Source organism: Thermogemmatispora aurantia (assembly GCF_008974285.1).
Taxonomy (GTDB): Bacteria; Chloroflexota; Ktedonobacteria; order Ktedonobacterales; family Ktedonobacteraceae; genus Thermogemmatispora; species Thermogemmatispora aurantia.
In genome coordinates this window covers 984,759-1,009,334 of record NZ_BKZV01000001.1, presented here as the reverse complement: position 1 = coordinate 1,009,334, position 24,576 = coordinate 984,759, and the positions used below count along the sequence as shown (strand labels likewise).

24 protein-coding genes are annotated in these 24,576 nt (G+C 60.3%); 14 read left to right on the top strand and 10 right to left on the bottom strand.

Annotated features, from left to right (window positions below; translation table 11 throughout):
* Window positions 1-274 precede the first annotated feature (274 nt).
* Window positions 275-670: a hypothetical protein gene (locus KTAU_RS03955; protein ID WP_151727122.1), complete on the top strand. Its 396-nt coding sequence runs from the start codon at window positions 275-277 to the stop codon at window positions 668-670.
* A gap of 104 nt (window positions 671-774) precedes the next feature.
* Here the strand turns inward: KTAU_RS03955 and KTAU_RS03950 are convergent, their stop codons facing one another.
* From KTAU_RS03950 to KTAU_RS03940, 3 genes are all read right to left on the bottom strand, one after another.
* Window positions 775-1,125, bottom strand: coding sequence for a hypothetical protein (locus KTAU_RS03950; protein ID WP_151727121.1), 351 nt, complete (start codon window positions 1,123-1,125; stop codon window positions 775-777).
* Between the two features lie 524 nt (window positions 1,126-1,649).
* Window positions 1,650-2,660, bottom strand: a complete 1,011-nt coding sequence (locus KTAU_RS03945; RefSeq protein ID WP_151727120.1) for a CPBP family intramembrane glutamic endopeptidase — start codon at window positions 2,658-2,660, stop codon at window positions 1,650-1,652.
* A 556-nt stretch (window positions 2,661-3,216) separates the two neighbouring features.
* Complete coding sequence (locus tag KTAU_RS03940; RefSeq protein WP_151727119.1) at window positions 3,217-3,570, bottom strand: hypothetical protein; 354 nt, start codon at window positions 3,568-3,570, stop codon at window positions 3,217-3,219.
* 560 nt (window positions 3,571-4,130) lie between these two features.
* On the opposite strand from KTAU_RS03940, the gene KTAU_RS03935 reads away from it, so the two are divergent.
* From KTAU_RS03935 to KTAU_RS03895, 9 genes are all read left to right on the top strand, one after another.
* Window positions 4,131-4,328 (top strand): helix-turn-helix domain-containing protein, encoded by a 198-nt coding sequence (locus tag KTAU_RS03935; protein WP_151727118.1) that lies wholly within the window; start codon window positions 4,131-4,133, stop codon window positions 4,326-4,328.
* Window positions 4,329-4,720: 392 nt separating this feature from the next.
* Window positions 4,721-5,434, top strand: coding sequence for a hypothetical protein (locus KTAU_RS03930; RefSeq protein WP_151727117.1), 714 nt, complete (start codon window positions 4,721-4,723; stop codon window positions 5,432-5,434).
* Between the two features lie 87 nt (window positions 5,435-5,521).
* Window positions 5,522-6,238, top strand: coding sequence for a hypothetical protein (locus tag KTAU_RS03925; protein ID WP_151727116.1), 717 nt, complete (start codon window positions 5,522-5,524; stop codon window positions 6,236-6,238).
* 194 nt (window positions 6,239-6,432) lie between these two features.
* Complete coding sequence (locus KTAU_RS03920; RefSeq protein ID WP_151727115.1) at window positions 6,433-6,909, top strand: helix-turn-helix domain-containing protein; 477 nt, start codon at window positions 6,433-6,435, stop codon at window positions 6,907-6,909.
* Between the two features lie 210 nt (window positions 6,910-7,119).
* Window positions 7,120-7,542 (top strand): TlpA family protein disulfide reductase, encoded by a 423-nt coding sequence (locus tag KTAU_RS03915; RefSeq protein WP_151727114.1) that lies wholly within the window; start codon window positions 7,120-7,122, stop codon window positions 7,540-7,542.
* Between the two features lie 26 nt (window positions 7,543-7,568).
* Window positions 7,569-8,378 (top strand): peroxiredoxin family protein, encoded by an 810-nt coding sequence (locus KTAU_RS03910; RefSeq protein ID WP_151727113.1) that lies wholly within the window; start codon window positions 7,569-7,571, stop codon window positions 8,376-8,378.
* Complete coding sequence (locus KTAU_RS03905; RefSeq protein ID WP_151727112.1) at window positions 8,375-8,572, top strand: hypothetical protein; 198 nt, start codon at window positions 8,375-8,377, stop codon at window positions 8,570-8,572. The genes KTAU_RS03910 and KTAU_RS03905 overlap by 4 nt, the downstream gene beginning before the upstream one ends.
* Window positions 8,573-8,606: 34 nt before the next feature.
* Entirely contained in the window at window positions 8,607-8,993 is a 387-nt protein-coding gene (locus tag KTAU_RS03900) for a hypothetical protein (RefSeq protein ID WP_151727111.1), read from the top strand.
* Between the two features lie 3,058 nt (window positions 8,994-12,051).
* Window positions 12,052-12,348, top strand: a complete 297-nt coding sequence (locus KTAU_RS03895; protein WP_151727110.1) for a hypothetical protein — start codon at window positions 12,052-12,054, stop codon at window positions 12,346-12,348.
* 803 nt (window positions 12,349-13,151) lie between these two features.
* Here KTAU_RS03895 and KTAU_RS21760 read toward each other — a convergent pair.
* From KTAU_RS21760 to KTAU_RS03860, 6 genes are all read right to left on the bottom strand, one after another.
* Complete coding sequence (locus KTAU_RS21760; protein ID WP_174844054.1) at window positions 13,152-13,955, bottom strand: hypothetical protein; 804 nt, start codon at window positions 13,953-13,955, stop codon at window positions 13,152-13,154.
* A gap of 202 nt (window positions 13,956-14,157) precedes the next feature.
* Window positions 14,158-14,844, bottom strand: a complete 687-nt coding sequence (locus KTAU_RS03880; RefSeq protein WP_112428865.1) for a DUF6230 family protein — start codon at window positions 14,842-14,844, stop codon at window positions 14,158-14,160.
* Between the two features lie 179 nt (window positions 14,845-15,023).
* Window positions 15,024-15,626, bottom strand: a complete 603-nt coding sequence (locus tag KTAU_RS03875) for a DUF6114 domain-containing protein (RefSeq protein WP_151727108.1) — start codon at window positions 15,624-15,626, stop codon at window positions 15,024-15,026.
* Between the two features lie 213 nt (window positions 15,627-15,839).
* Entirely contained in the window at window positions 15,840-17,150 is a 1,311-nt protein-coding gene (locus tag KTAU_RS03870) for a ribonucleotide-diphosphate reductase subunit beta (RefSeq protein WP_151727107.1), read from the bottom strand.
* Window positions 17,151-17,413: 263 nt separating this feature from the next.
* Window positions 17,414-18,004, bottom strand: coding sequence for a TetR/AcrR family transcriptional regulator (locus tag KTAU_RS03865; protein WP_112428858.1), 591 nt, complete (start codon window positions 18,002-18,004; stop codon window positions 17,414-17,416).
* A 541-nt stretch (window positions 18,005-18,545) separates the two neighbouring features.
* The gene (locus KTAU_RS03860) at window positions 18,546-18,791 is read right to left on the bottom strand and encodes a helix-turn-helix domain-containing protein (RefSeq protein WP_228026305.1); all 246 of its coding nucleotides are present in this window, start codon (window positions 18,789-18,791) and stop codon (window positions 18,546-18,548) included.
* 365 nt (window positions 18,792-19,156) lie between these two features.
* On the opposite strand from KTAU_RS03860, the gene KTAU_RS03855 reads away from it, so the two are divergent.
* Window positions 19,157-19,591, top strand: coding sequence for a hypothetical protein (locus KTAU_RS03855; protein ID WP_151727106.1), 435 nt, complete (start codon window positions 19,157-19,159; stop codon window positions 19,589-19,591).
* Here KTAU_RS03855 and KTAU_RS03850 read toward each other — a convergent pair.
* Entirely contained in the window at window positions 19,566-20,777 is a 1,212-nt protein-coding gene (locus KTAU_RS03850; protein WP_170293036.1) for an FAD-dependent oxidoreductase, read from the bottom strand. The two genes, KTAU_RS03855 and KTAU_RS03850, sit on opposite strands and share 26 nt — an antisense overlap.
* 426 nt (window positions 20,778-21,203) lie before the next feature.
* Between KTAU_RS03850 and aroA the strand changes: the two genes are divergently transcribed.
* From aroA to KTAU_RS03835, 3 genes are all read left to right on the top strand, one after another.
* Complete coding sequence (aroA, locus tag KTAU_RS03845) at window positions 21,204-22,571, top strand: 3-phosphoshikimate 1-carboxyvinyltransferase (RefSeq protein ID WP_151727104.1); 1,368 nt, start codon at window positions 21,204-21,206, stop codon at window positions 22,569-22,571.
* A 78-nt stretch (window positions 22,572-22,649) separates the two neighbouring features.
* Entirely contained in the window at window positions 22,650-22,952 is a 303-nt protein-coding gene (locus KTAU_RS03840; RefSeq protein ID WP_151727103.1) for a hypothetical protein, read from the top strand.
* A gap of 286 nt (window positions 22,953-23,238) precedes the next feature.
* On the top strand, window positions 23,239-24,534 hold the full coding sequence (locus KTAU_RS03835) for a radical SAM family protein (protein WP_151727102.1): 1,296 nt from the start codon (window positions 23,239-23,241) through the stop codon (window positions 24,532-24,534).
* Window positions 24,535-24,576: the final 42 nt, after the last annotated feature.

The following is a 24,576-nucleotide window of genomic DNA, read 5'->3' as shown; positions in this document are numbered from 1 at the left end:
TGCGCTCTTCCCTGACCACCAGCGCGGGCCTCTCTGATGAAAACGATCCGCAGACACATACCCTCTCTGCTTAGATCGCCACGCTAGCCAGTGGCACACTGACTATCAGAGGAGCCGCCGTGAATGGGGCACCTTCTACCCCGCTGCTAGATGGTGTACAAGGCAACTCCGGGCGGTTCTCCTACTGGCTATCCGCCCTCGGTCGTCGCCGGTCCGCCGGGCACGACACCAGCCCTGGTCTACTACAGCGAGAGTACCAACGAGCGGCGACTCATTGCAATATGTCATTGAAAGCGATGGGACGCGCCAGAACTACGAGTGGGGTCTGGATCGGGTCTCCCTGGGGAACGAAGGGTCTGGGACGGAAGGGCGCTGTATCAGCATTAGTTATTTTCAAGATAAAACCTCGCATGGGGTGCGCAGCGCGGCGCCGCGCCAGATCGTCTACGGCGATGCCTCCAGTGCTGCCGGCACGATCGACTTCTACTACCGTGCCCCTTTCAGCAGCGCGCCCTCTGTCATCAGCTACGGTACCAACTACAACTGCAGCCAGGCACCGCCGCTGAATACGACCTTGCGCTGCGACGATCCCCTCGATCACGCCAATGGTCTGGTGGCCCCGCTCGTGTGCCTAGCTAATTCACGCTGGACCGCCTGGGCATGCCAGTAGCGGTATGTCTCTTTGGGATTCTGCGCTTCCAGGGCTTTTAACCGTTCGATTTCCGCCAATACCTGGCGGCGTAATTCGTCACGCTGCTGTTCCATGCGGTCTGTTCAAAGTATAATATCGCGCCGACCCGCCAGCCCTGCTGGCGTAGCAGTAACACGAGCCAGTCGGTCGGGAGCAGCCGTGCCAGCCTGCGCTGCTGATGGGCCGTGAGCCTGGGGGCCGGTGCCGGCAGCGGGCTGGAGCTGGCAGAGCAGGTCATGGGGCACCTCCTGCGCCTGCCGGGTCCTCTCCGTCCCCAGCAGACATGTCACTGATACGACCTGCAACCCATAGGGGGCCAGCAGCAGCAGCACTTGATCCAGGGTCGTGAGGATGAGGCCGAAGATCGTCAAGAAGACCAGGGAGAGCGCAGCCAGTGGGATCGCTTGCAGGATCCAGAAGGCCACAGCAGGCACAGTGAGCAGTCTGCTTCCGATCAGCCAGAGATGTAAAGAGTATTTATTTATAGGTAGCATAACCCAGGGGAGGCTTTCCCTCGCCTATTCAGTAGCGCCGCACCACGAGCATCCCCTGCACCGGCGGCTGTTCCATCGTCCTCCCTGCCCTTCTTGATTGATTGCCGGGCGGCAAGGTGAGCCAGAGCGCTGATGCGCTCCGCGCACAGGCCGCAGGCTCCCGCGTTGGAGAGCGTGGCGATCGTCTGAGCTCGATAGCAGGAGAATCACCTGCTTCTGCCAGCGCAAGGCGAGCGGCACGCTGGCCGGATCATGGACGATCACGCGCCTCTCTCACCGCACCATGCTCAGCCGTCAGCAGATGGCGCGCGGGTTGTCAGTACTGTTGACGGGCCTGACCGACAACCAGGAGCACCAGGTGGGAAAAGAGCATGTCAGTTGGCTGGAGCGCTTCACCGGCGGGCGCTGAGGGACCAGGGGAAGCGCAATGGCGCTCTCCGGGTCCAGCCGGCGCCACACCTTTGCTAACCAGATGTGACCAGGCCTTCCTGCTCGACATCAACCGCCCTGCGACTGCGACGAAGCGCCAGGAGAATGATCGCGAGCAGGCCCACTGCCACCACCGCAATCACCGGAATCCCTGCCTCCGGCCCGATGATCCCGCCCGTCATCCAGACCGGGCCAACGGACACTAACTTGAACAGCGTGCCACCAGCAATACTGTGCCCGCTGACGAACGAAGCAAGGACGTTTCCCTCCGTCCAGTTCCAGGCAGCGTGCCAGCCCAGCACACCCCACAGACTCTGTTCGTAGAGGACATAGGCGGCCAGGAACAGGCAGACGGCAACGAGACTCATGAGCGGAAGGACATTCAACCCTCCAGCCAGGAGCACAGGCCCATGAAAAAAGGCGAACATCACAGTAGCGATCAGCACGCCGATCCACGGCCGATAGCGCGCACCCATCGCTGGCAAAAGCCAGCCACGTGTCACGAGTTCTTCGCTGGCTCCCTGTACCAGCCAGCCAGGAAGGACGATGACAGTGCCGAGGAGCGCCCCTACCCCTGCCTGCTGCGGCAGGCCAGGCGTGATGGAAACAGACCCTGTCAGGGCAAGGATACCAACGGCTAACCCATACATGGCCATGCCCAGCACGAAGCCGCGCAGATACTTGATGAGCGCCCCTTTGCGCTCCAGGCCGACCGTCCAGAAGGGGCGCTTCTCCAGCCACTTAATCCAGGCCAACAGCAGCAGGATTCTGGTGGCATAGGTGATCACCAGGGCCAGCAGCTGGCCCAGAGCCGATAGCCGTGGATCCGCACTTTTGGTGAGAGCGGAGATCGGGACCCAGTTCACCAGAGGCGGCACGGCAAAGAGAAACTGCAGAGCAAAGCCGGAACCAAGCGTAATGATCGTGGCTACCACGATGGCGAGATACCACGGTGGAAGCCACCTGGCCCGGCGCGCCAGCGCGAAGATGCGATTGTCCGGATTCAGAAGGATACCCTGCGGTGAACCCTTGTTGATGACAGACATACATCGCTCCTCTAGAGTACAGCTACGTCCAGCCCGAAGGCATGCAGCAGAATCCCGCAGCCTCAGGAGCTCCTGGCGAGGACCGGGTAGACCAGCAAGCCAGGTCACCTTTCGTCACAGTGACCCGACCGCTCTGCGCCCTCCTTGCGAGATGCAACAGGAGAAAAAGCCTGGAAGTGGCAGCGTGAAGATGGATTGATCGAGGATGAGGGAGAACCAGACACGAGCAGGGCCCACGTGCAAACATGCAGTCGATTCATGACTGGATGCAACGGGCAATCTTCTGCCGGAGGGGATGATCGCGTGCACGTAACAGAAGCAAGTGTTGCCAGCTATCAGACGTTGCCCGGTAAAGCAAAGAGCGCCCAACTTGCATGTGGCAGCGGATAGCAGTACAAGGGCCTGGTTTTCATCTGCCAGAGCCAGCATCTATGTCTCTCCGGTCATATCGCAATAATTACGCCTCCATAGAAACGTGAAATCATCAACGGAGAACTATCGCTACTGCCCGGTCTGATCATATCATGATCTAAAGCACGCCCTGTTGTCAAGACCACTACGAGCGTGCACACTGCTGCTGAGCATCTTCTTCGCCAGACGTCGCCGGCGGGCGCTGAGGGGGCACAACGGAGAAGCGGATCACGCTCAGCCTCCCGACTTCAGCCCGGCGGGCCAGGACCCAGTCGCCTTCTTCCCCCTCCAGGAACGTTCCTCGCTGCCAACAGCGTACCACTTCCTCCAGCAGCCGCTCAGCGGCGGCACCGTCGCCGCACCGCCGACACGCTTCCGCCTGCTGGAGCAGCTGGAGCGCTGCCTCAGCATCAACCCAGAGAACCGCTTGCCGGCAGCCGATACCCTTGGACCAGCCATCCCTTGCCTCCCTCCACAGACCTACGTCTTGTTCAGCCAATGCTCCTGCAAGCAGCCTGTCTGCTTGCTCGTTCTCCAATCCATCCCTCGTCTACTGCTGCACTCTAGCTTGTGCTTTCACCAGACCGTCATCAGGAAGTTTCTGGAAGGTACTGATGCCAGGCAAAGCTCTCCCTGCTTCATAAGATGCCCGGTCTGCTGTTGCCTCTGGGACCATCCGCCAGGAAAGCAGGAACGATCTTGCTCCCTCGACTGCTCACCAGGCCCCGACAATGGACCTCGCGCGAGCTCCTAGACCTGCTGCGTCAGACTGCTCGCCGCGTCATGGCGATCGACCAGAGGAAAGCCTGGTGGCTCGACCAGGCAGTTTGCACGTTGCTCAAGAGTGTTTCGTCTGATACCCATTCGGCATTGTGCCAGCGGCTCTAACGGCTTCGTTAGTGACAGAAATGTTTCTATAGGGAAGTATCTATTGACTAGCATTTGGCCTATTGAATATGGTATACTCCTCTCATGGAACACATATCTCAATCTGGGGAAGAAAAGCGCCTCTATCATTCACACGTACGCCACCGCTAGGCCGAGGAGACGCAGCGACGTATCCTGACGGCAGCACGCTCACTCTTCGAGAACCAAAGCTATGCAGCGGCGACGCTAGAGGCCATTGCCGAGACCGCTGAGGACTCGCCCAGAACAATTACCGCCATGTTTGGCTCCAAGCGCGCGCTACTGGAGGAAGTCATCAATCCCGAAGCGTTCAGCGCGCCCATTCAGCAGCTTATCGAAGAGTTGCATTGACCGAAGCCCCACCACGGCGACTCTGCTGGTGGCTCAGATCGCCCGCCGGGCCTATGAGCTGCTGGCAAGCTCACTCGAATGGCTGAGTGTTGCCGGGACTCTGGCTCCTGAACTGGCAGCAGATCGAAGCAAGACGGCGTCAAAACCAGGTCCGGTTGATAGCCTCTCTGCTCGAACGGGAAGTATTACGTGCTGGCCTGTCGTTTGAGGAAGCAACTGACGTGTCGTGGGCGCTGACCAGCTATGCTCTCTATCGCATGCTGGTGGTGGAGCAGGGTTGACAGCCCGAACGCTATGAAACCTGGCTGGCGCAGTTGCTGATTAAGCAGCTACTTGCTTCCCGCTAAGGGATGTCTTTCAGGCGAGATGGGTCGAAAGGAAGGAACTTTAAGATGGCTCTCGCTCAAACACGGCTCAATCAACAATCGGCAGGAGCCGAGCCTTTCTACCGCAAGCTCCACCGCGCGTTCTTTGCACTGTGCATTGTGCTGGCCCCATTGATCCTCTCTTTCTGGTTCAGCCTCTGTCCTCAATACGGCAATCCGGCCTGTCTCACCGTCGGGAACAATCTCCTCGGCGTTCTGGTCGCTTACAGAGCGGCAAATCCGCTCCTGATCCAGATCTTCTTAGTCATCAACGTTGTGATCCCCTATCTCTATCCTCTCAGTTACATTGGCCTGGGCCTCCTCTCCATGAAACGTGCTCCCTGGCTTTCAACCATCGGCATTGCCTGCGGATTTGTAGGAAGCATCCCCTGGGGCCTCGTGGCAGACCAGGTGTTTTCCATCAACACCATGGCGCATTTAGGCTACAACCCATTGTTTGCCCTGCTGGAGGCAGGATACTCCACCAGCTGGGAAACATTTGTCATCTTCGGCGGTTGGGTGATCGGCCATCAGCTTGCCTATGTGCTATTGGGGATCGCGCTGGCACGAGCGCGCATTGTTCCTCTCTGGGCTGCTGCACTCATCATTGTCAGCGCACCTGTCATGGGGCCGCTGGCTTACGGGACGGGTCTAGGAATCCTTCAAATTCTCGGTTACGTCATGGTATTTGCTGGCAGTATTCCTGCTGCCTTTGCCATGCTCAAAGTTCGAGAGTCATAAGGGTGGGCAGCCCATGCCGCCAACGTGGGATACAAAGGGACCGTTCTGCACACCCGAATGCATCCTTTTCCAAGGAGAAAGAGCAACATGCAGTCAGCCGGTAATCCACCTCACCTGGGATCAGACCTCCGAGTGCCTGTGTTTTTAAAGGTACAACGCATTTTCTTCGCCATTTGTATGGTGTTACCATTCCCGCTCCTGATCGTGGGTTTCGTGACGGCGGGGAATCTCAACCCTGCAAATGGGAACATTGCGATTGCCAATGTAGCAAGCATGTCTCTCCCACCTTTCCTTGACTTAGCTCTCGTGACCATCGGCCTCTTCCTGCTCCCGTTTGGATTCCTGGGCATGGTATCTCTGGCCATGTCGCGCTCGCCCTGGCTGGCGAGTATCGGCGGCGTCCTCTCGCTCATCGGGATGATGACGACCATTGCCTTCGCCGCCCAGAGCGACATGACCTACGACATGGCGCAGTTGGGGAGCAGCCCGCAGTTTATTGCTTTATGGAATCGCTTCAATAGTGATACGTTTATGACAGCCTGCTTAATCCTTTTCATTATCGGCTTTGTGGGTGGTCCCCTCTTGCTTGGCATCGCGCTTGGCCGGGCACGGGCGATTCCTCTCTGGGCGGCCGCAGCTATTGTTCTCAGCCGCCTGCTCCCGATCATCGCCTTTCCAGCTCATCTCAACTCGTCCATCACCGACCCCGTTTCGTATGGGCTGTTCTTGCTTGGCAGCATTCCGGCTGCCTTTGCCATGCTCAAGCTCAGGAAAGAAGAGGAATCGGCACCCAAGAACCGCTAGTACCCAGAGCAGAGGAATATATCATAGTGATTCATCCAGCGCTCATTTCATTTATCAAAGAGACTCAGCGTCACTGCGTTCCTGTTGGGCCGTGGTGTAGTTGTGGGCTGCCTGCCTTTTCCGGAGGCAAGAAAGTTGGGGATCTCCTCATGTGCTGCTCGTAAGGCAATCGGACTCAGGTAGCCGAGCGTGGCATGCCTGCGAACTCGATTGCAAAAACACGCGATGTACTCAAAGATGGCGCATTGCGCTATAAGGTGCTCCCGCTGCCAGCCGCCCAGGAGGAGGTCCGGGAGCAGGTGAAAGTCCTCTCCTGGAAAAAGGCTGAGCTGGAACGGGAGCCAGGACAAGAAAAAGAGCGGCTGCTGCAGAAGCGGGGACGGCTGGTCAAGCTTTATTCCGAGGGCTACCTGAGTGAGCGCGACTTTCAGGTGGAGATGGCGGCTGTCGAACTGGGGCTCTATCAGCTCGAGCAGCCTTTCCGGGCTAGGGTCAGCAGCTGGGAAACGATCCAGCAGGCCGCAGCACAGCTGCCTCGCAAGATCTGTCGGAAAGGAACCTCCCTGTGCCAGGTCGCAAGGCGCTATGGCGTCTCCTACGCAAGTGTACGGCGCGTGCACCAGGCCTGGCGCGAGCTGCATCCAGAGGGGCCCACCTCGCAGGAAGAGTGACCAGCGAGGGCCCTTCCTCTGCTCATCTAGCAAGCTTCCTCGGCCCGGGCCTATGCCCAGGACCGGGATGAAAGCGCAATGAACACTGTCCTTTTGCTGGCCCTCTGCTGCCTGGGGCTGGGAACCAGGCTGGCTGGAGTGCAGGGTGGCGCTCCAGCCAGCGTCCGAGGCCAGACGGGGCAGCCTGCTCCGGATTTCTCGCTACCCTGACTGAATGGGACGACATTTTCGCTGTCCCAGGCGCGTGGGCATCCCGTCGTGCTCTACTTTCTGGCCCCGACCTGTGCCACCTGTGCTCAGGGCAGCCAGCCACTGGCACGTGTGATCCAGGCGGCCAGGACGACTGGGGCCATCGCCCTGGCGATCGATGTGAATAGCTGGGACCGTCCAGCGGATCTGGAGGCGTTTGTCCGCGCTGTGGGCCAGCCAGCGGCCTCGACGCTGCGGTGGGGAATCGATCCCAGTGGCGGCATCGTGAGCGCCTACGGCATCCAGACGCTGGAATCGATGGTCGTGATCAGCGCCAGTGGCCAGGTCTTCACGGTCAGTGCCACGCCGCTCTCGCCGGCGCAGCTGACAGCGCTCCTGCAGCAGGCCAGCGCGGGGGCAAGTGCAAGAGACGCTCAGCCGTGAGCTTCTTCTTTCACACGGGAGGAACAATGAACAGCCGCGAAGGGATGACCCCTGGACAGAAGACTCGTGAACCAGTGCATGGTGAACATGGGCAAGACAGAGGAAAAGAGGAGCAGGCTCTGCTGGACTACTGCGCCGGCTGTGGGGGGCGGTTTCCCCTGGCGCCCGCGCCTGCCCGCTTCCCGCTGGAGGACAGCGATCAGCCAGCGCGCAGACGGCTGCTCGGACCGCTGCTCCTGGGGGGCCTGGTCCTGGGCATCCTGCTGAGTCTGGTAGTGGCCAGTCGGGGGCTGCTCCCCACTGCCACCAGCCCGGCCAGCCCGGCGCTCGCCCCTGCATCCGCCGCCACGACCAGCGCTGCTGCAGCCCGGCAACCCGCACCGTCTCGGGGAGGTTCCACCCCCGGTTCGGGGCCAGTCGCGCCGGACCTGGTGGTTCCCACGCTGGCAGGAACGACCTTTCACCTGGCGGCCCAGCGTGGACAGGTGGTCATTCTCTATTTCATGGCCACAGGCTGTGCTGGCTGTGAGCCGGGCAGTACAGACCTGGGGCGGGCGCTGGCGACTGCCCATCTGCGTGGCGTGACGGCGCTGGCCATCGATCTGAATGGCCTGGATCGTCCCCAGGACTTGCAAGCCTTCGTCGCCTCGCTGGGTCTGCCGGCAGACACCTCCGTGCAATGGGGCATTGAGACGACTGGGGCCATTGGCCAGGCCTACGGGGTCCAGGAGCTGGAAACGACGATCGTTATCGATCGTGCCGGCCAGATCGCGTTTCGCAGTCATGGCCCGGTGCCGGCGGCTCAGCTGCTGCAGGTGGTGAGGCAACTCGTATGAAGGCGGTCTTGCTCTGGCAAGCCCTGATACCCTTACCAGCGGGGGATTCTCTGGCCGTGGCGCTCTCGCTGGCTTTTGGGGCCGGGCTGCTCTCGCCGCTCAATCCCTGCGGGTTGGCGCTGCTGCCCGCCCTGGTGGCTGGGCTGGTCAGCCGCCAGGCGGTGCGGCCCAGCCAGCGCGACGCTGCAGGGTAGCCTGCTCGCGCTGCCGCTGACAGGAGACTATCTGGTGAGCTTCCTGCTCGCCGGCATAGGGCTGGCCCTGCTGGTGGGAGCTAGCTTCATCCTGGGAGGAGCCTGGTCGCTGTGGAGTGGGCGAGCGCTGGAGCTGCCGGGCCTGGGCCAGCTGACACCGCGCAGCGCGAGCGATCCGAGCGATCGGCAGCGTCGAGCGGAAGGACTGCGGACGGCCTGGCTCTTCGGCCTGGGGTATGGCCTGGCCTCGCTGGGCTGTGCCGTTCCAATCTTCTTGCTGATGGTAGGGACCGCCCTGACGCGCGGGAGCCTGGCCGAGGCGGCCCTGGTGCTGGTGAGCTATGCCGCTGGGATGGCCCTGCTGCTGATGGGGGTGGGACTCTGGATCATCTGGTACTGGGTGCGTGCCGGCCTGTGGTAGCCGGGCCAGGGCCGGTGGCGAGAGAGGCCCGAAGGCAGATCTCCGCCTTGCGACTGACGGGCGGAGATCTCCTCTCAGGTCGAACAGAGCAGAAGACGAGATGGAAAGGAGCAGGAAGAACAGTCGGAATCGGACGAGACAGCGACCATTCCCTACTCCTGAGAGCCGATGACAGCGCAGGCGAAGTATGGCCTGAAGCTCTTGCCAGCAAGCCGGGTAGGAGAGTGGGCAGCGGGCGATATGGGCCTGCTTCTGCTGAATCTCGGCAGGGCCGCCTATGGTTGTTCTCTCTCCGGGTGGTCGCCAGGGGAGGTCAGGGAGGTAATCGTATCCCAGCCATAGTCACTACCAATCAAGAGCATGTGTTGGGTCTCCCAGCTCGCAGCCGAAGAACAAGAGCGCCTCTTCGCTGTCCTTGGAGGAGCGCAGGCACCAGCAGCTGATCTTCCGTTGCCTGAGCCGGACCTTTCCACTGCTCCACCCTGGCTTCCCCAGAATCCGGGGGTACCACTTCTGCTGGACCAGCCAGCTGCTGGGGGTATTCATCTGACAGATCTCTCGACGTACCGCGCTCTTGAGGCAGCGCTGCCCTTGCTCAGGGCATCGCATCAGCGCTGCAGCGCGCACCTGCTCTTCCAGCAGCTGGTGGAGCGAGCGTTCCTTTGTCTCGACGAGACCCGCCGTCCTGCAGACATTGCTCCGCTCGAGGCTTCCGACAGCCAGCAGTGGTCAGCGCTGACCACTGGAGAACAGCTTGCCTCTTTCCTCTTCTTCTCAGCCTCGCCAGACAGCCCGCGGCAGTGTTTCGTCAGCACGGCCCGCCCTGCGCTCTCTACTTCCGTGCGATCTTCACAGGGACCGCTGATGAGCATCAGCGGTGGTCTCCAAGAGGCTTGCCAGCTACCTCTTGTACAGTGCAGCCGCCAGAGATGGTAGTAGAGGGTAATAGCGTAGAAGCGCTCTGGGGAGGTTTCAGTACGTGCACGTCCTGAAAAGCGCCCATATCTCAAATCATGCAGGGTTTTTATCCCCATAGTTGCTTGCCCCTTTTTCCCTGCGAGTTGCTCTGAAGAAGGATATCACCGCGCATGGCAGCACGTGCGCCGTGCTGATGGGCAAGCACAGCCAGGCTGGCTGGTGATCGCTGTGTCTTCGTGCTCCTGACCTCTTGTGCTACACCTGCTTGCCGACGTCCGCTCTCGACCCCACCTGGTTCATCACCAGGACCCCGTGCTGTGGCCTCTGCCTGATCCTTCCCGTCTGGCTCCCAGGGGATTCCCAGGGGCACTCCCGTTGTCCTGGGGGTCCAGTGCGCTAGACTGCTCCATGAGCGTGACTGGCCCTCCGATGCCCAGCCTCACCGATGAGATGGAGAGGGGGAAGGCTGCCACTGTGGGGAGGAAGCCACCTGCGGCAAGGAGTCTGCGCTGGTCCTTCTGACGGGCAGGCTGAAAAGCTGCTCCTCCACTGTCAAGTAAGCCAGCAAGAAAAGGAGAACTATCTGATGACAGGCGAGCCACCTGGCGCTTCTGCAGGGCCGTCCTCTGGCCCATTGCACCAGACCGATCAACATGGGGAGCGACCCCTGTCGCCGACCCCACTGCGAGCACACGCCCTGTCGACGCCATCGGATTTTAATCCCAGAGAGCGGGCGCCACAGGCATGCTGACCTCGTAGCCCGTGTCCTGCAGGTTGGGGAAGCCCGGTTTCGATCCCAAATCGGGCTGAAGGGGCCTTCTGACCTGGGCCGCGGCCCAGGCTGGGCAGCCGGAGCGGGCAGTTTCAATCCCAAATCGGGCTGAAGCGGCCTTCTGACCGTATTATGAATATTCAGAGCATATCATGCCATTTGGTTTCAATCCCAAATCGGGCTGAAGCGGCCTTCTGACGGAGGATGGGGAGGAAATGAGAAGAACTCAGCGGGTTTCAATCCCAAATCGGGCTGAAGCGGCCTTCTGACAGCCCCCTCTCTAGGGTAGCATCAGGAGCGGCCTCCGTCAAGTCGTTTCGAGCATCCCAAAAAAGCGGTCACTACAGACCGCATTTGTACGGCCATGATGCCATCCCCTGTGGCCCTGCGGTGGCTTGTGAGGCCCTTCGAGCATCGCTGCGTGGAACGCCGGGTGCCGAGATGCTCGAAGCGAACAGCAGGAGCGGCAACAGCGGCAGCAAGAGGGACCGCCTCGCCTCGGCAAGGGGTGACGGCGATGGCTCGGGATGAGAAGGCAGAGGTGACAGGGTTCGGGAAAACAGTCGTTGGTGGGGAGGTCACGATCACCACGAGTGATCAGCCAGTGAGAGAGCGGTCCACCAACGCAGAAAGGGGAACAGCATGGCTTCTTTCCCTTCTGAACAGCGAGCGGGGAGAGACGAGTCCCCCGTTCTCTTGTCGCTCTGTTTCGACCGCGTGGAAGCCGTCTGTGGGGAGCGGAGGGATGCCTTCCCTTCCTGACATCCCTGAACAGCAAGCGGACGAACGAGCAGGACAGCGACCTGGCGGGAGCGCAGCGGGGTTCAACCAGCGCAGGCAGGTCGCTGCTGTCTGGGTCAGAATGGGACGGCGCTCCAGAGGGTTGTCGTCCTTGCGGGCCAGGTCAGGTCAGGCACAGCGCCATGGGCGTCGCCTGTTCCTGCCCTCGGTGGGGGGTGCTCTTGGGATCAGGGGGAAGCACCGGCGGCAGCGCTTCGCTTTCCCGAGGCCGCAGCACGTTTACACTGCTCGCAAGCAGACCCGCTCGACCCGAGAGCCACTCGGGAACGAGAGGGGAACACCCTGGGAAGGGAACGGGAACGCAGAGGGAAGGGGTTCCATCCCCGAGCAGGGAAGCGCAGCGGTGGAGCGAATGGTCTGGCTGCCTTATCCATCCCATGCTCTTGCTCCCAGGAGCAGGGAAGCCTGAGTCAGCGATATACCTGTCTGCTTGCTGCTGGGTGTCAGCCCAGCCGGCTTTCCTCCTGGTTCCTATGCGTGCTCCAGTCTGGGCCAACGCATCTGCCTGCATGCTCCTCGTCCTCCCCTCTCAGATAGTCAGCGGAAGAAAGGAGGCCACTCGTTCCGATGTCACGTGTCATGTCTGGTGATCAGGATCGGCATCGAGTCATACAGCAGGGGGGGCCAACGCTCTCACCTGCGCGACGCAAGCGCCTGCTCAAGGCCTATGGGCCAGCCCCAGCAGGCTACACCATCGAGGACCTGGAGTGCTTTCTGGACCTCCTCTACGGTCTCTATAGCCATATCACCTCCCCGAAAGCCTTGCAGGAGATGATCGTCAGCGATCCCTTTGATCGCAGCGAGCGGCCACGGCAATTGCGTCTGGTGGACCTTGCTGCCTGGCTGGAGGCGCTGGTGAGCTAAGAGAAGCCGCCTGTCCTGCCTTTCCCTCTGCTGAGCAGTGGGGGGATAGGTGGCTTCTGCCTGCCGGGGAGAGGAACCAGGAATGAATGGGAGAGGGGGAGAAACGGGTCAACCTTCGAAAAGGGAAGAGTACCTGACCGGACCTGGTGGGACCTGGCGATTGGAGTGCTGAAGAAAAGAGCAGGCTGGATGCAGGAGATTGCTTCCTGCAGATGAACGGCCCAAGGGGGCGCGCTCTGGGGAGTGCCCAGCCTGAAGGTTCCTGCAGAAATGGTGCTCGCTGTGAAGAGCCATCAGGTGTCAGGAACACATAGATGAACACTTGACACTCTTGTCTTTGTTGAAAGGGGAGCGTATAGTTATCGTAGTGCAGCCTTCTGCCTGGAGAACACTTTTGTCTAAAATCAGGCGAAGGACAGGTTGTCCTTTTCTGGAGAAGGCAGAGAGTCAGAGAGTAAGGAGCCTGTGACAACTTTTGCCAAGCGTGCGGCACTAAAGAAGCGGTTCCCGCCAGGCCGCCTGGAGAGCGGCTTCCGAAGCCAGGTGGCCGTTCGAGGGAAAACCTGACTTCGGATCAAGTGTTGGTAGGTTCGAGACCTGCCAGGTATGCCCAGACGCTTGGGCCTATGCTCCGGCTGGCAGCCTGGGATAGCGGAAGAGGAGATCCGCTCAAGTTCAGGCCAGGGCAGCCAGCCGGTGGTGAAGCCCTCTGTAAGCAGAAAGAAGCAAGAGGGAGACGCGCCAGTGCGTCCCCCTTCTTTTTGCTTGGCGTTGGGCTGCGCAGGGCAGTACCAGCAAAAGGATCAGGAGAAAGAGACCTGCAGCCCGCCAGCCTGGAGAGAGGCGCTGCTGAGCGAGCGGTCGATATAGAGTACCACATTGGTCATCACAAGACGGGGTACCGTGCCCCCAGCAGCCAGGATCAGCAGATCAGCCTTATTGGCGAAACTGCTCAGGCCAGTAACAATATCCTGCAAGATTGAAGTCTTGATTGAAACACCAGTTGCCACCGCTGTGCCCGAGGCTGTGATAGTAATAGTCACACTGCCGAGGTCACGTGAGATCTGCAGCCCCGACATGGTGGTTGAACTGAAGGTCAGCACGGGATGCAGCGGGTCGGGCAGAAGACTCAGGTGAGCATTGGTACCAATAATCTCGCTTGCCCGCAACACAATCGAGTTGGGGGCCGTGAGAATCGTCGGCTTCGGCGTAGCCGTAGGGGTTGGGGGGGGAGTCACCGTCACTGTCGCCGTTGCCCCAGGCGTCACAGTGACCGATGGGACCGCGCTCGGCGCCGGGGTTGCCGTGGCTGTTTCGCCCGGCGTTGGTGTTGCCCGTAGCGGAGGCGTCGGCGAAGGTGTCGGTGACGGTGTCGGCGTTGGGGTTGGTGGATCGACAGTTGGTGTCGGGGTCGGCGTCCGATAATGACACGGAATCAGCGGCGGCAGACAGAACACCGGCCCGGCCTGCGGTGCCGTCGCTGGACCAGCGGCGAAGGCCACCTGGCCCCCCGCAACAAAGGCTGGAATCAAGAGCACCAGAAAAGAACAGAGTGCGCCGACTTTCCCCCAGAATGCCAGCACTGCTAGAGAACGCTTCTTCTTCATAGCTTGGCCTGACCTTTATTCATTTACTCGTCCGCTGAGCTTGAGAGGATAGGAAGAAAAATACCGTCAGATGGCAGTAGTACTACTGGAGTACCAGACGGGGAGAGAGCGCGAGTGCAGCCGACCCTGGGAGCACCGCTGCACCCGCGCGGTGACGATGGACGGGTCTTACAGGAGGCGACCTGTCTCTCGCCAGCTTTTATTAGCTATGGGTGATGCTCAGCGTCAGACCGGGCAGCGTGATGCTGTTTGCAGCCTGGTATGGGGAATTAATGGTCAGATTGGTCAGCGTCGCGCTGGTGGCCGTCTGATCAAAAGGATTGGGGCCAGTGCTGAGCACGAGGTTCTGGAACTGGCCCTCGTCGGCCTGCAACCCCGTGGCGTCGTTCGTCAGCCCCGTCACCGACACAGGTGTGTTCTGGCCGGCCTCCAGCTTGACGGTCACTGTACCCAGGGGTCCCAGGCTGATGCTCTTGCTGATCACCAGGTCAGTGATGGTCCCATCAAGCTGGTTGACTGCCACCGGCGTGCTATTATCGGCGGGCGAGATGCCCGGATAGAGATGGAAGTTTGTGGCCTGCAGGACCTTGGCCTGCACCGTGACTGGCACCGGCGCCGCTGCCGCCAGGGCTATGGCCCCGTTCTCAACCGCTCCGAGCATGCCAAAGAGCACCAGGGCCGCGAGCAGCATCACCGACCAGAAAACGGTCCGGTTAGTACGCCCCACCGGCGGTAGCTCCTCGTCCTCGTCGGCAACCGCTCGGGTCTCGATAGTCTCCACCCGGCTGACGTCAATGCTTTCCTCATCGAAAGGCGGCAGGTGAATGGGCAGGCTAGTTTCTTCGCGCTCTGGCTCCCGGGTCATTCCGGTGTCGTGCTCTTTTTCCATGAGACGCTCTCCTTTTTAGGTACTACATGACAGATATATATTTATGTATATGCAATCCCGACGAGCGGGATTACAGACGAATGGATAGGGGCGCACATGGGATAACGATCTCAGAAGATAGACTGATTGGCGATCCTTGCGAGCTAAGAACTCCAGACTAGAACTCTAGGGCAACGGATTCACGGACGGGTCGTTGCGCGAGTACGAAGAGACGGGCGTGGCACACGGCTCCGTTTGCCGGCGGCGACGGGGCGCCAGGCCACACCCAAGGCCCCGCCGATGATGCCAAGTAGCATACCAATGCCGAAGCCGCCGAAAGAGGAAGCGATCAGCGAAGTCAGGGCGAGCACCACGCCAATAGCCCCTGTGATGAGCGAGTAGGCAGGGACGAGCAGCTGGATGACGCCCATAATGACCAGCAAGGCGCCAACAAGTATGCCGGCCCAAATCGTGCTACCAGGGAGCATGGCCAACCTGATTAACATAGCTGGACCCCAGAGGACCAGCAGGCCGGAGAGGATCAGAAGAATGGAGCCGGCAAAGGGTCGGGAGCGGCGCCAGCGGCGGAAGCGGCCCCAGCGCTGCCACTGTTGGACCAGCCGTGCCTCTTTGTCAGCGGTGCGCAGGCGTCGGTAAGTACGCCAGGCACTGAAGCGTTGGCGCAGTCCTGCCAGCTTATTGCGGCTGGAGCGACTGGAGAGGTCGACAACGATCACTTGTTGGCTCTGGCTACTGCTGCTTTGCGCGGTACCTTCCGCCTGTGGTTCTTGAGACATCGCCATTGTAGAAACTCCTTTTCCACGCCTCTACGGTGAAGCGACCTGCCGGTAAACAGCCCCGGCCAAACCAGCGAAGCGAACATTGCTCAACGAGCTAAGCGAATAGGGAGCGTGGGCGCAGCTGGATCAAGAGCGCTTGAGGATTGCAGCATAGCCCTCTTAACCAGCTGCGTGGCCCTGCGCCACCCTGGCGTGCAGAAGCTGACGCTCCGTCTCCTAAACAGCGAGCAGGCGCGGCAGCTCCAGTGCCAGCCGCCAGTCACCGCTGATGCGGAGGCGGCGTGAGAGTACAGCCTGGCGCTGATTGAGACGACGGCTGGAGAGGCGGGCCCAATCACTGGCCGAGCAGCGCAGCGTCAGCCGCGGATTCTCCACACGCCCCACGCCGGTGACTGGTGGTGCGCCCGGCTCTAATTTCAGGTAGCGAGGCTGCATGTCATCAAAGAGCCACTGGATAGAGGCGCGGATGGGCTTGGAGCGCTGCTGCGACCAGGAGGCTACCAGGCGCATCGAAGTAAAGATAGTCTCCATTGTCTCCTCGGTCACATGGGGGGCGTCCCCAGTTCCCAGGACCCCGCCTTCGATGAACTTGATGATGCGCTCAGCCTGCACCTCGAAAGGATCATCAAGGCCCAGTTTGGCCAGCTCGCTTACCTCATGGGGATCGATGCCCGCACGGCGCAACTTCGTATGAAGCGAACGCAGACCAAAAGCGAACATCTCCTGGGGGGTAAAGCCGAGGCAGGTAATGTACGACCAGTCGTGATTGGGGGGAGCAAGCACGCCCGCTGTCCAAGCCAGGATACGATTGAGCATGGTAATCGCTGCCTCCTTGCAACGTCGATCCTTGCTCACCAGCTCGCGCAACAACTGGATGCCAAAGGCGATATGCCGCGACTCATCGCGGGAGACAAAGAAGATGCCGCGCCCCAGAGCTGGAAGAAGGCCAGTGCGGGTGGTGTATTCGCGGAGAAAATGCTGTCCTGTATGGGCCAACATGCCCTCAATCACGATGTGGTAGAGGACGACACCCTGGGCCAGCAGCGGCAAGCTGTGGGGATTGCGGCGCAGCCGCTCTGCGGCGCGATCTAGCTCTGTGAAGACCTGCACAAAGCCCCAGCTCAGATGAGGACGAACCGCGCTCAGCGTCGTACTGATGTCCTGGCCGAGCTGGCAGACTTCGCGGATAAAGCGGTCGAAGAAGACATGGTGACGGGCCTCGTCAGCGATCTGCGTTGCGAGAAAGATTTTATCCTCTGGCCGCGGAGCCGGCTCCACGAAGGGGGCCAGCGTCAGCGTTACAGATTCCTCGCCATCGAGGAACATCGAACAATTCCAGAGAATCGCCGCCCGCTCTCGCTCACCGTGCTTTTCTCTCCAATCCAGCGCATCCTGGCTAAAGTCCAGCGCCTTTGCTGACCAGTTCCCTTCCTCCCACAGGCGATAGAGTCGATCTTTCTCAACCGGTGGCGTCTGTTCAGAATCGACATCGATGAAGCCTTCCTGTTGGGCCGGTTCGGTGGTCATGGGTTATTTCCCCCTGTTCCTGGTACCTGCCTGCCTGTGAGGGAGGCGCCGCCCCGACAAAGCCGCGTCGGGACCGGCTGGCCCTCGCCAGATCCTGAACCATCGACTAAATTGACTGACAGTCAGTCAACCGTTGTTGTATATGACTATAGCCGGCAATCAGGTGATTGTCAAGGGGAACACGGTCGCCTGGTAAATTAGGGTAGTTTCTGCAACCGGACAGGATACCGGGAGCGAGAGCGAGCGACCGGCGCGAATCGGCGTTAAGCAATGCCGAGTGCGTGGCGAATGAAGCTAGAGCATTCGGCGATGAAGACCTCGGGGGAGACGGGCGAGTTATAGATATAGCATTCTTCGGCGGCGTAGTAGACTGTACCGACGATAAGGATCGCCGTCACCTCGGGGTTGATTGTTGGGCTAAGGGTGCCATGTTGCTGCTCCTGGCGGATGATCTCAGCGATCAGCCCGTAGTAAGGGGCGAAGATATGCTGGCGTTCGGCGGGGTGCTCGGTCCAGCAGGTATTGAAGTGCACGATTGCCAGGATATCGCGGTACTCCGACATGATCTGGAACGTTTCGGCCACGCTACGCTCGATCATCTCCTGCAGATTGTGGGCCTCATCGTAGGCGCGTCGGAGCGCGGTCTCGATGCGCTCTTGCATCTCGCGGGCGAGCGTTGTCAAGACCGAGGCCTTGGATGGGAAGTACCAGTAGAAGGTTCCCTGGGCCACGCCGGCGCGGGCCACGATCTCGGAGATGGTCGTTGCTTCGAATCCTTTCTCGGCGAAGACCTCGCGCGAGATCCTGAGCAATTCGGCCTTGCGTGCTTCGCGATTGCCTCGATTTGCTGCCATTCCCTTCACCTTTGTGCTATCAGTAAAGCAGATCCCTTGCTAGTCTTTTCTAATAGCATAGCATACAAACACGGCCATACGCCAGGTTAGGATGGAACGGAACCTGCTGCCTGGGGAAGGGGAGGAAGATAGCGGGCTGTTACCTGAGCCGTGGTAGTGCGGTGTGTTGCTTTTCTGCCCTTACCTTGCGCCTGAGAGTGGCTTTAGTGCAAGGGGAAAAAAGCCGGCTCACCGCTCTTATTACGCACCTCGGACCTTAGCGCTCGCTAAGTGAGAGCCGAGCGAGGCCTGGGCTGGCTGAAGGTGGGCCGGCCTGAGACTCTGTTCCACCACGTACCTATTCCACGATGTTTCGCTGGCTGAGTGAGCCTGGTGCGGGGTCGGCAGAGGGTGAAGTGCTCCACCTCGGCTCAGCATTCATACCTTTCTCCTCCTTGTCTGCTTGCCCTTCAGTCTGACCAGCAACCAGCTCCTGGCTGTGCCGTGCCGCGTCGCTCTCCCTGACCAGGCTGCGCTAGACCAGGCTCTCTGTAGCCTTCATCTAGACGCTGACCGCTGTGGTACCATGGATCAGGGCGTCGAGCGTACTCTTCTTGACCCGGTAGCCCTGCCGTTTGCCACGGTGGGGGAGCAGGATGGCCTCCAGGGCGCCCGACTTGATCCAGCGCCGCACGGTGGTGTCGTCGACGCGGAGCCGCTGGGCGACCTCGCTCACGGTGAGCAACTCGGTGGGAGGTTCCATCTCACGATCTGTTGTCTCCTCATGATGTGTGCGTGTTCGTGCCATATGTCTCTCCTTCCTCCTGAATTCCAAAAAAGCACCTGCGGTATTCCTAGAACGGAGCAGCCTCCGTCTTACAACTAGCATACTGTAGTACACAAAGAGGACGTCTGCAAGCTGACGCCATGCCGCGCAGTAGTCCGCCGGAGGAGCTGCTTCGCGAGTGCCCTGCCTGGCTGTCGCAGCCCTGTCTAGCCTTGCCTGCCTGGCGAGACAGGGCTATGCAGGACGATGCGGGGCCTGCTGTTGTCAGCTTCCCTACGCTCCTCCCTTATATAATGATGATGCTCGCTTGAAATAATGCGGGTAATATGTCCTGACCGAGAGCGAGAATCTGACTATGGGCGATCGTCACCAGAGAGGTGAGCAGTATGTCTAGCCGGTTGACTTTCGGAGCAGGCTCGGACTCCAATGGAGAAGAGAGGCAGGAGCGAAGGCAGGGGAGGCTAGCGATCCCCTGTTCCCGACAGGGCTTGCCGGCCTTCACTGAAGAGGATGTGCGCACCTATCTCGCTGAGCACCCTCCGCTCTCTACCATGTTCGGCAGTGTGCCTGTGGTTGGCAGTGTGTGCTTTCTTTCCGTTGCTGAGGCGGTCTCACGGCTGGCCAGGTGGCGGACGGAGCAGACCCTGGCCTCCCAGCTCGCTGGACGAGGGCAGATCTGCCTGGTCGAGCTGCAGGGACCGTTTCAAATCCATGATCCACTGCGCCCTCTGGGGCGGGTGGCACCCATCGCCTCGCGCCTCTACTTGCTCTTCGACGCGGGCGATGGGTCACTGCTTACCTGGGTGCCCGCTGATCAATAGGCCCGGGCTGGCGGCGGCTCAGGGCATCGCGCTCATGGAAGCGTGCCAGGCGGAAAGGGGTCAGCGATACCAGTGGTTCCTCGCCACAGACTAAGCTGCTGAGTAGCTCACCGAGCAAGGGGCCAAATTTGAAGCCGTGGCCCGAGAGGCCCGTCGCAAAGGCAACGCGCGGCTCATCGGGCAGGAGGTCGATAATGAAATCGCCGTCGGGGCTCATGTCGTAGATGCATTTGCCAACGTGGGCCAGATAGGCCCGTCGCAGAGCCGGGATCAGCTCCTCTAAATCGTGGATGGCCTGACGCACAAGCTCCTGGCTTCGTGCAGGATGCTCGGTCTCGTCGGGATCGATCACCGGGCCGGTGGCGTGAGAGGCGACTTTGAGCCAGGGCAGCCCCTCGCCATTAGCGCTGTAGGTGCTGTGAATGGGAAGCCCATAGAGATCGTTGGCCATAAAGGCCGGGAAATTATGGACGCCAAAGCTCGAGAGCGGCAGACCACCAAAATAGAGCAGATATTGGCGGGTTGTCTGAACGGGCAGATGCAGCTCGCCAAGCAGACGGTGAACCCAAGGCCCGGTGGCCAGGACAACACGATCGGCGCTGATGGTGGCTCCATCGGCTAGCCGCAGACGAAGAGGCCGCTGCCGGCTGCTGGCGTCGAGGGCGCAGACGCGCGTTCTCTCACAAATTGTTCCTCCCATCTCGCTCACGAGTGCTTTGAGAGCGCGTAGAGCGGTCGAGGCATGGAGAATACCAGCTTCCAGATTATAGGTTAGCAGATCAAAGGCATGGGTCTCAAATTGAGGAAAACGTCGGCGACATTGTTGCTCGGCTAGCCGCTCTGTCGGCAAGCCCAAAGCTCGCAGCGTACGATAGCTTTCCAGGGTGAACCCGTCGTCCTCACGCCCGAGCAAGAGCAACCCTGTGCGTAGATAGAGTGTTCGCTTTGTCAGCTGCTCCAATGCCGCCCAGCGACTTAGACTGAGTATAACCATTTGCGAGTAGAGGGCATTAGCTCCGTATTCAAAGCGTAATAGACGCGAGGCTCCGTGAGAGGTAGAGCGCGGATGGTCGACAACTTCCTGCTCCAGTACGGTGACGCGCTCTATGCCTCGGGCCAGCAGCGCATAGGCCGTCGCCAGTCCCACGATCCCCGCTCCCACGATGACAAAATGGTCTTGTTTCACGATCGTCTGGCGCCTCCTAGAAATTCTGCTATATGGAATCCTAGTATAGCAGAATATACATTTTTAGTCAATTGATAGCTATGACTTTTCCCTTGTTGAAAAGGTAAAATGATGCACTATAAAGTGTAGCGTGACTTGTATGTACAGTGTAATCCTTTTGTAAGGCGAGCAAGAGACATATGTTGCCCTGGCTACTGACCACAAGGTTGCATCGGCTGGCTTGCATGTCATTCATCTCTTTCTTTCGCCTCTTGAGAGAGAGCGCACCGGCGTGATACTATCTTGAAGACAAGCTCCGACCTGCTGGCGGGGCTGTTGCGCAAGATGAATATGGCTCTGCTGCGCACTACAAGGCGGCGTGCTGCTTCTTGACAAGGCAGCCGGATGTGATGTGAGATGTTCGAGCATGAGCCAGGCTAATGAGAGATGGAACAACGAGACGCGAGAACCACAGCGGCGGGCAAACCAGGACGCAATCTCTCGATTGCGCCGACAACGTTGCTGCGGGGGGAACCGTCGTTTCCCTCTTCCAAGTACTATACCTTGCGTTACCTGTTAGCGGCAACCCTGGCGGAGGGAGAGAGCCAGATTCTCTTCCCCGCTCTTAGTGAGGATAGCGAAGCGCTTTTTCGGGGCTGTCGTGCCTTAGGGGCGCAACTCGACTGGCTAGGAGAACCGGGCGAGCGCTTGCAGGTGAGAGGTGTCGGGCGGCCCCGGGCTGCGGGAGCGGTTCTGATCAACGTCGGCAATGCAGGAGCAGTACTGCGCCTCTTGCTCGGCGTCTCCGCCTGGCTGCCCCAAGTGACTTTTGTGACTGATCAGCCGCAGTCGCTGGGGCGCAGGCCAAATCGCGAGCTGCTGCAGGCGCTGGAGTCTCTGGGCGTGCGAGTCGAGGCTCAGGGACCGGAGGGCTATCTGCCGATTACGCTCTATGGAGGCCAGCCGCATGGCGGTCGGGTGGTGGTCTCGGGAGCGCGCAGTTCCCAATATGTGAGCGCTTTGCTCTTTCTGGCCCCTTTGCTTGCTGAACCGCTGACGATCGAGGTTGTTGACAGCTTAACCTCTCAGGTGATGGTGGAGTTGACGCTCAAAGTCCTGCGTCAGGCAGGGATTGTCATTGAACACGATGCTGCTCTCCGGCGCTTCCGGGTGCCGGCCCCGCAAGCCTACCGCGCGGGTGCCTATGTGGTGCCTGGTGATTATCCTTCGGCGGCAGCGCTGCTGGCGGCCTGTGCGGCGATGGCCGATCCTGCCAGCGAGCTACGGCTTGGACGCTTGCCGGCAGGTGAGGAGGATGGCGAGGCGTTGGTGGCGGCTCTGCTAGCGATGGGCTGTGACCTCCAGCGCGAAGGCGAGACCTTGTGTGTGCGTGGTGGGCGGCCCCTGCATGGGCTGGAGCTGGATGGTAGCAGGATCATCGACTGTATCCCGGTGCTGGTGGCTCTGGCCTGCTTTGCCGAGGGGCGCAGTGTCTTCTATAACGTGGAGAATCTCCACTATAAGGAGTCGGATCGCATTAACGATCTCTGCGCCGAGCTGCAGCGTGCTGGCTGTCGCGTGACTCCTTTGCCGGACGCCATTGTGGTCGAGGGGCAGCCGGAGGGCGTCGAGGGAGGGGTCTGGGTCGATGGCCATAGTGACCATCGCCTGCTGCAGGCTCTGACAATCGTGGGGATGCGCAGCCGTCGCGGGCTGTCACTGCGTGGGGTGGAGCATATTGCCAAGAGCTTCCCGCACTTCTTCTCTGAGCTACAGCGCCTGGGGGCAGTGGTCAGTCCTGCGCTTTCGTGGTAAACTCTTGTCCAGATGGGTGATAGAAAGCGTTGTGTACCTGAGTCTGCCTGACTGTTCTAGCAGGGAAAGGACAGAGGGGTGTATCGATACAAAGGCTTTGATAGTGCCCAGTGCGGCGATAGCATCTCCGCCCTTGAGGCGGCCATCAATGCCTGGATGGAGGCCGAGCGCCCCCGCATCCGTCATGTCTGCCAGAGCGTGCTGAACAATCATATTCTGCTAAGCTTTGTCTATGAGGAGATGTCGGAGTTGGAGCAGCGTTTGCCTGCCCAGGCTCAGACCCAGGCCGGTAGCACTCACTCCAGGTTCTTAGAAGACGAGTGTTCCGAAGGGCCTCCAACCAATCCGCAGCTGCCGGTCATACCGCCGGTCGTCCACTGAGCAACTCGGCTTCCCGCACAGGGGCGTTCATCCCCTCGCAGACAACGCACGCTCTCAGTCGCCGCTGCCGCCTTGCTGTGCCTGCGTTGCGGGCAAATCAAGTGCAGCAGGCAGGTGAGGTGTGCCTGTCTTCTGCTGGGTTGTTCTTTACCTTTTTCGCCTGCTTGCTGGCTGACTTCGTTCTCTTGTGGGCATCCTTGGGCAACGACTGCGGCAGGTGGAGAGCATCCAGGATCAGGCGCTCGTCTTGTTCTTGCTGATTGATGAGCGGAGCGCAAGAGGTGCTATGAAGGAACCGTATCTTGTTTATTCGACGGCGCGTGGGGAGGTTCGTGAAGAGCGAAGTCTGCGCGCACTGGCCTTTGATGGAAGTCCGCTCCGGGCTGAGGAGCTGATTCCTCTCCCCGATGGGGCGACGCTCTCGATGCTCCCTGGTCGCCTGCCTGTGGGACTGGACGCGGCTGGTCAGCGTCGCACGTTACAGCGCCGGGGAGCCTGGGCCCTGGCGGCGCTGCTGCCGATCGGCTATACACGCACTCATCTGCCAGCTTATAGCAAAGACCCTGAGAGTGGTCCGCTCCCCTTTTTTGGCTACTGTGCTGTGGCCGGCCTGAAGGGACGGCTCTTTGTGGCAGCACTGCGAACCGATGATCCGCACAAGTGGCATCCACGAGCCTTCCCGCGCCGTACGCTGGAGCGTCTTATCCAGGAGAAGCTGGCAGCCTATCCTCACAATCGCGTGCTGAAGCAGCATGCCCATTGTGCACTAGACTACTATTGTCCGACGGCCAGTAATCTGTTTTTTGGCCGCTGGGAGATGGCTATTGCGGTTTCTCCTGGCTGCAATGCTCGCTGTGTAGGCTGCATCTCGAAGCAAGAAGAGGAGCAGTTGATTTCACCCCAGGATCGCCTGACCTTTGTGCCAACGGTGGAGGAGATTGTGGAGGTGGCCGTCCCCCATCTGGAGCTGGCTGAGGAGGCGATTGTGAGCTTTGGTCAGGGGTGCGAGGGCGAGCCGTTGCTGCAGTGGCGCCGTATCGAGCAGGCCATCCGTGAGATCCGCCGGCGGACGGATCGCGGCGTCATTAATATCAATACCAATGCGAGTAATCCGCGCTGGCTACAGCGCCTCTATGATGCCGGCCTCGATATGCTGCGGGCCAGCACCATCTCTGGCCGCGAAGAAACCTATACAGCCTATTATCGTCCGATTGGGTATACGCTGGCTGATGTGAAAGAGTCGCTCAAGCGCGCTCGCGATGCTGGCGTCTATGCCTCTATCAATCTACTTTGCTTCCCTGGTCTGATCGATCGCGAGCGCGAGGTGGAGGCGCTCCTGGCCTTTGTGCGTGAGACGGGCCTGCGCCTGATCCAGCTCCGTAATCTGAACATCGATCCCGAGGTCCTCTTGCCGCGTCTCCCAGCTCTCGATTCGCTCGGTAAGGCCCTGGGCATGCGCGCCCTGATTGAGATTCTGCGTCAGGAGCTGCCCGAGGTTGAGATTGGCAATTTCTCGCGTCCCGTCAAGCGTTGTACCGGTCAGCCCGCTGGCAACCGGGCCGAGGCTGGCGCCAGGGTTTAGCGAGCGAGAGAGCGCGGCTGGCTCACCCCTGGCTGCACGCCA